Here is a 4,483-nt window from a genome sequence, read left to right as displayed (position 1 = left end):
CCGCGCGGCCCGGGACGCTCACCGCGATCATCGGCGGCTCGGGGGCGGGCAAGACCACGCTGGCCCGGTTGATCGCCGGATACAGCACGCCCAGCTCCGGCACGGTGACCTTCGCAGGCCACAACATCCATGCCCAATACGCGTCGCTGCGCAGTCGCATCGGGATGGTCCCCCAAGACGACGTCGTGCATCGCCAGCTGACGGTCGAGCAGGCGCTCGGGTACGCCGCCGAGTTGCGTCTGCCGCCGGACACCACCAAAGAGGACCGCCAGCAGGTGGTCACCCAGGTGCTCGACGAGCTCGGGCTGACCAAGCACGCCCACACTCGCGTCGACAAGCTTTCCGGTGGCCAGCGAAAGCGCGCGTCGGTGGCGCTGGAGCTGCTCACCGGGCCGTCGCTGCTGATCCTCGACGAACCCACCTCCGGACTGGATCCTGCGTTGGACCTGCAGGTCATGACGATGCTGCGGCAACTGGCCGACGCCGGTCGCGTGGTGCTGGTGGTCACCCACTCGCTGACCTACCTCGAGGTCTGCGACCAGGTGTTGCTGATGGCGCCGGGCGGCAAAACCGCGTTCCTCGGCCCGCCCGACCAGATCGGCGCGGCGATGGGGACCACCAACTGGGCGCACATCTTCGCCAAGGTCGGCGCCGACCCCGACGAGGCCAACCGGCGCTTCCTGGCCCGCAACCGGCCGCCGCCACCCACCCCTGCCGAATCACCGGCCGATCTGGGTGCCCCCGCGCACACCAGCGTGCATCGCCAGTTCTCCACGATCGCCCGCCGGCAGGTCCGGCTCGTCGTGGCCGACCGGGCCTACTTCGTGTTCCTGGCCGTCCTGCCGTTCATCCTGGGCGCGCTGTCGCTGACCGTGCCGGGCAACATCGGATTCGGCATGGCCGAACCGACCAGCCAGACGCCCGACGAAGCCGCCCAGATCCTGACCCTGCTGAACATCGCCGCGGTGTTCATGGGCACCGCGCTGACCATCCGCGACCTGATCGGCGAGCGACCGATCTTCCGACGAGAACAGGCCGTGGGCCTGTCGACGTGGGCGTATCTGAGCGCCAAGCTCACGGTGTTCTGCCTGTTCGCCGTCGTCCAGGCGGCCATTGCCACCGGCATCGTCTTGCTGGGCAAGGGCGCCCCGAAGCAACAGGCGCTACTGCTGGGCGATCCCAGCTTCGAGCTGTTCGTCGGCGTGGCCGCGACGTGCGTGGCCTCGGCGATCCTGGGCATGTTGCTGTCCTCGGTCGCCCGCTCCAATGAACAGATCATGCCGCTGCTGGTGGTATCGCTGATGCTGCAGCTGGTGCTGTCCGGGGGCATGGTCCCGGTGACCAACCGGCTGGTGCTCGACCAGATGTCCTGGGTGGTACCCGGGCGGTGGGGATACGCCGCGTCGGCGGCCACGGTGAACCTGCGAGAGCTGGTGCCGGGTTCGATCAGCCCGGAGGACAGTCACTGGACACACTCGCGGACCGCGTGGCTGTTCGACATGACGATGCTGGCCGCCCTGTCGGTGATCTACTCCGCCGTGGTGTGGTGGCGCATCCGGCTCAAGCGCTAGGCGTCCCGCAACGGGTCGAGGTTACGGAGAGCCTACGGAGACCCAGCCGCCACCGCCGCCGGTGCGGCGGGCAAAGCCCTCGGGTCGCCGTCACAATACGACCGTATTGGCACGGTACACGTCGGGGCCGGCCTCTACCAGAGATGTGCTGCAGAAGTGCCTCGCGTGGCGAACCGGCAGCCGGCCCAACTCGGCCGACGTCGTGTTTAGGCTGGCGGGGTGCCAGCGGACCTAACCCCGTCAAGTCCCGGCGACCCGGGCAAACCGGCGAGCGTCCAGCGGATCCGCGACACCGCGCTGGCCATCTTCGCCGCGCGCGGCACTGAGAACACATCGCTGCGGACGATCGCCGACGCCGCGGGAGTATCTATCGGCCTGGTGCAGCACCACTTCGGCACCAAGGCGAAACTGGTGCAAGCGGTTGAAGACCATGTGATGACGGTGCTTACCGAGGCCTTGGCCGGTCCTTTGGTCAGCGCGCCGGAGGACCCGGTCGCCGACGCCGCCGATCGCGTCATCTCGCTGCTGTCCGGGCCCGAAGTGGTCGTCGACTACATGAGCCGGGCGCTGGCGGAGAACACTGCGGTCGGCGCCCGCATTTTCGACACCTTGGTCGACATCTGCACCGGATACTGGGACGAGCTCAGCCAACAAGGTCTCACCCAGCCGGGACTGGACCCGGTCTGGATCACGCTCAGCCCTCTGACCCTGGTACTTGGCACCTTCATGCTGCGTACGCACTTGAGCCGGTACTTGCCTGCCGCTCTGACTACGCCGGAGGAACTGGAGCGATGGCGAAACGCCACCGAAAGGATCATCGCCGGCGGACAGCTGCGACGACCGACCGACAACCAATGACCCCGGAGCCGGCTGGCTGGCCTGTCGGTCGTCTACTCCGCCGTGGTGCGGTGGCGCATCCGGATCAAGCGTTAGGCGTCGAACCGCAACCCGTGAGCCACCGCGAACGCGAGCCCCTGCGGCACGTCGACACGCGCGCCCGCCAGCGATGCCGTCGTCCACAACGAGGCGTCGATGATCGCCCCGCGCAGATCGGCGTCGTCCAGACGGGTGCCGATGGTCCGCGCGCCGCGCAGGTCGGCGCCGCGCAGCTTGGCCTTGCGTAGATCGGTTTCCACCAGGCTGGTCTCCCGCAACCGGCAGCCGCTCAAGTCGACACCGCGCAGGTCGTTGCCGCCGAGCACCGCCAGCGTGAAGTCCACCTCATCGAGGGTCAGCGGCCGCATCCGACAGTGCTCGAAGACCGAACCGAGCATGCTGCACTGGCGGAACGTGCTGTGCCACAGCGTCGTCCGGCGGAAGTTGCAGTTGCGAAACGCGGCACCGAGGTGTTCGGATTCGACCAGGTTAACGCCGCTGAAGTCGCATTCGGTGAAGATGACCCGTTCGGTGCGCAGCCGGCTCAGGTCGTCGTCGCGAAAGTCTCGACCAGTGAATTCGCAGTCGACCCAGTGCGGCGGCACCGGTGGACTCAGCGGCCGGCGGCCGACGACGCGGTCAGGCTGGCCAGGGCGTACTCACTGACCGCGATCAGCGCATCTGTCGCCGACCGGCGATCACGGGCATCGACGCTGATCAGCGGAATGTGCGCCGGCAGGGTCAGCGCCTTGCGCACCTCGTCGACGGGGTAGCGGGGGGCGCCGTCGAACTCGTTGACGGCGACCAGAAACGGCAGGTTGCGGTGCTCGAAGAAGTCGACTGCGGCGAAGCTGTCCTGCAGACGACGAATGTCCACCAGCACGATCGCGCCGATCGCCCCGCGCACCAGGTCATCCCACATGAACCAGAACCGGCGCTGACCCGGGGTGCCGAACAGATAGAGGACCAGGTCGTCGGCCAGGGTGATGCGGCCGAAATCCATTGCCACAGTGGTGGTCCGCTTGTCCGGGGTGGCCTCGAGCATGTCGACGCCCGCCGACGCGTCGGTCACCATCGCCTCGGTGCGCAGCGGCATGATTTCTGACACGGACCCGACGAAAGTGGTCTTTCCGGCGCCGAACCCACCCGCGATGACGATCTTCGTCGACGCGGTGGCATGCGCCGCTGGCGGCGCCTCAGAGTGCCTTAAGGCCACGCAGGGTCCTTCCTATGAGTTCATAGCGCTCGTCGCGGGTCGAACGGTCGGTCAAGGTCCTGTTCACCCGAAGGTAGCCGGAGGTGACCAGATCGCCCACCAAGACGCGCGCGACACCCACGGGTAAATCGAGCCGCGCCGAGATCTCGGCGACCGAGGGGCTGTTGACGCACAGGTCGACGATGGTGCCGCGCACATCGTTGGGCGGCCACTGGTCAGCCGATCCCGTCTGCAGCGTCTGTATCGGCGCTTCCAGTGGGAGGTCGACATCGGTGCCAGTTCGTCCGGCCGTCAGCGTATACGGGCGAACCAGGCTCGCCTGCGGTGTGGCCTCGGCCGAGGTCAGCGACGGCTCGCGTCGGTCCATTGCGGCTCGGGTTCGGGACGGCGCGAGGACTGCACCACCGCGCCCACACGTTCGACGAGGATGGCCATCTCGTAACCGATCTGGCCGATGTCGCAGCCGTTGACGGCCAGGGTGGCCAGATGTGAGCCGTCACCGACCCGCATCAGCAGCAGGAAACCGTTCTGCATCTCCACCACGGATTGCAGCACCTGCCCGCCCTCGAACAGCTGCGCGGCGCCGGTGGCCAGGCTGGCCAGCCCGGAGGCCACCGCCGCCAGCTGATCGGCCCGCTCGACTGGCTGGTGTCGAAGTTCGCCCGCGAGGTACCGGGCGTCGCGCATGCGTTGCTGGTATCGGTCGACGGCCTGCCCGTCGCGGCCAGTGAATACCTGCCCCGCGAGCGGGCCGATCAGCTGGCGGCGGTGGCCTCCGGGCTGGCCAGCCTGGCCACCGGCGCCGCGCAGCTGTTCGAGG

5 protein-coding genes and 2 pseudogenes are annotated in these 4,483 nt (G+C 68.1%); 3 read left to right on the top strand and 4 right to left on the bottom strand.

The genetic code is table 11. From position 1 onward, the window contains the following. Together A9W95_RS25155 and A9W95_RS25150 are read left to right on the top strand one after the other, a co-directional pair. Positions 1-1,571, top strand: a 1,571-nt coding sequence (locus A9W95_RS25155; protein WP_156746402.1) for an ATP-binding cassette domain-containing protein, incomplete at its 5' end; no start/stop codon positions are given. A gap of 219 nt (positions 1,572-1,790) precedes the next feature. Then, positions 1,791-2,429 (top strand): TetR/AcrR family transcriptional regulator, encoded by a 639-nt coding sequence (locus A9W95_RS25150; protein WP_067418970.1) that lies wholly within the window; start codon positions 1,791-1,793, stop codon positions 2,427-2,429. Between the two features lie 71 nt (positions 2,430-2,500). Here A9W95_RS25150 and A9W95_RS25145 read toward each other — a convergent pair whose 3' ends face one another. The 4 genes and pseudogenes from A9W95_RS25145 to A9W95_RS25130 all read right to left on the bottom strand — a co-directional run. Continuing rightward, on the bottom strand, positions 2,501-3,052 hold the full coding sequence (locus tag A9W95_RS25145) for a pentapeptide repeat-containing protein (protein ID WP_067418969.1): 552 nt from the start codon (positions 3,050-3,052) through the stop codon (positions 2,501-2,503). A gap of 8 nt (positions 3,053-3,060) precedes the next feature. Continuing rightward, on the bottom strand, positions 3,061-3,663 hold the full coding sequence (locus A9W95_RS25140) for an ATP/GTP-binding protein (RefSeq protein ID WP_067418968.1): 603 nt from the start codon (positions 3,661-3,663) through the stop codon (positions 3,061-3,063). Continuing rightward, positions 3,644-4,030 (bottom strand): DUF742 domain-containing protein, encoded by a 387-nt coding sequence (locus tag A9W95_RS25135; protein ID WP_067418967.1) that lies wholly within the window; start codon positions 4,028-4,030, stop codon positions 3,644-3,646. Before A9W95_RS25135 ends, A9W95_RS25140 begins: the two co-directional genes overlap by 20 nt. Further along, positions 4,006-4,314, bottom strand: a pseudogene (locus A9W95_RS25130) (roadblock/LC7 domain-containing protein); the annotation flags it as partial. The gene A9W95_RS25135 and the pseudogene A9W95_RS25130, both read right to left, overlap by 25 nt. Here A9W95_RS25130 and A9W95_RS25125 point away from each other — a divergent pair. After that, positions 4,312-4,483 (top strand): annotated as a pseudogene (locus tag A9W95_RS25125) (serine protease inhibitor); the annotation flags it as partial. The pseudogenes A9W95_RS25130 and A9W95_RS25125 overlap by 3 nt on opposite strands.

The organism is Mycobacterium sp. 1423905.2, assembly GCF_001673155.1.
In the GTDB taxonomy this organism is placed as follows: Bacteria; Actinomycetota; Actinomycetes; order Mycobacteriales; family Mycobacteriaceae; genus Mycobacterium.
The sequence above is the reverse complement of the archived record's forward strand: the minus strand, read 5'-3'. Positions and strand labels throughout refer to the sequence as shown.

Excerpts from the sequence above, each read along its gene's own strand:
- A9W95_RS25135 (WP_067418967.1), bottom strand. The coding sequence starts at position 4,030 with ATGGACCGACGCGAGCCGTCGCTGACCTCGGCCGAGGCCACACCGCAG.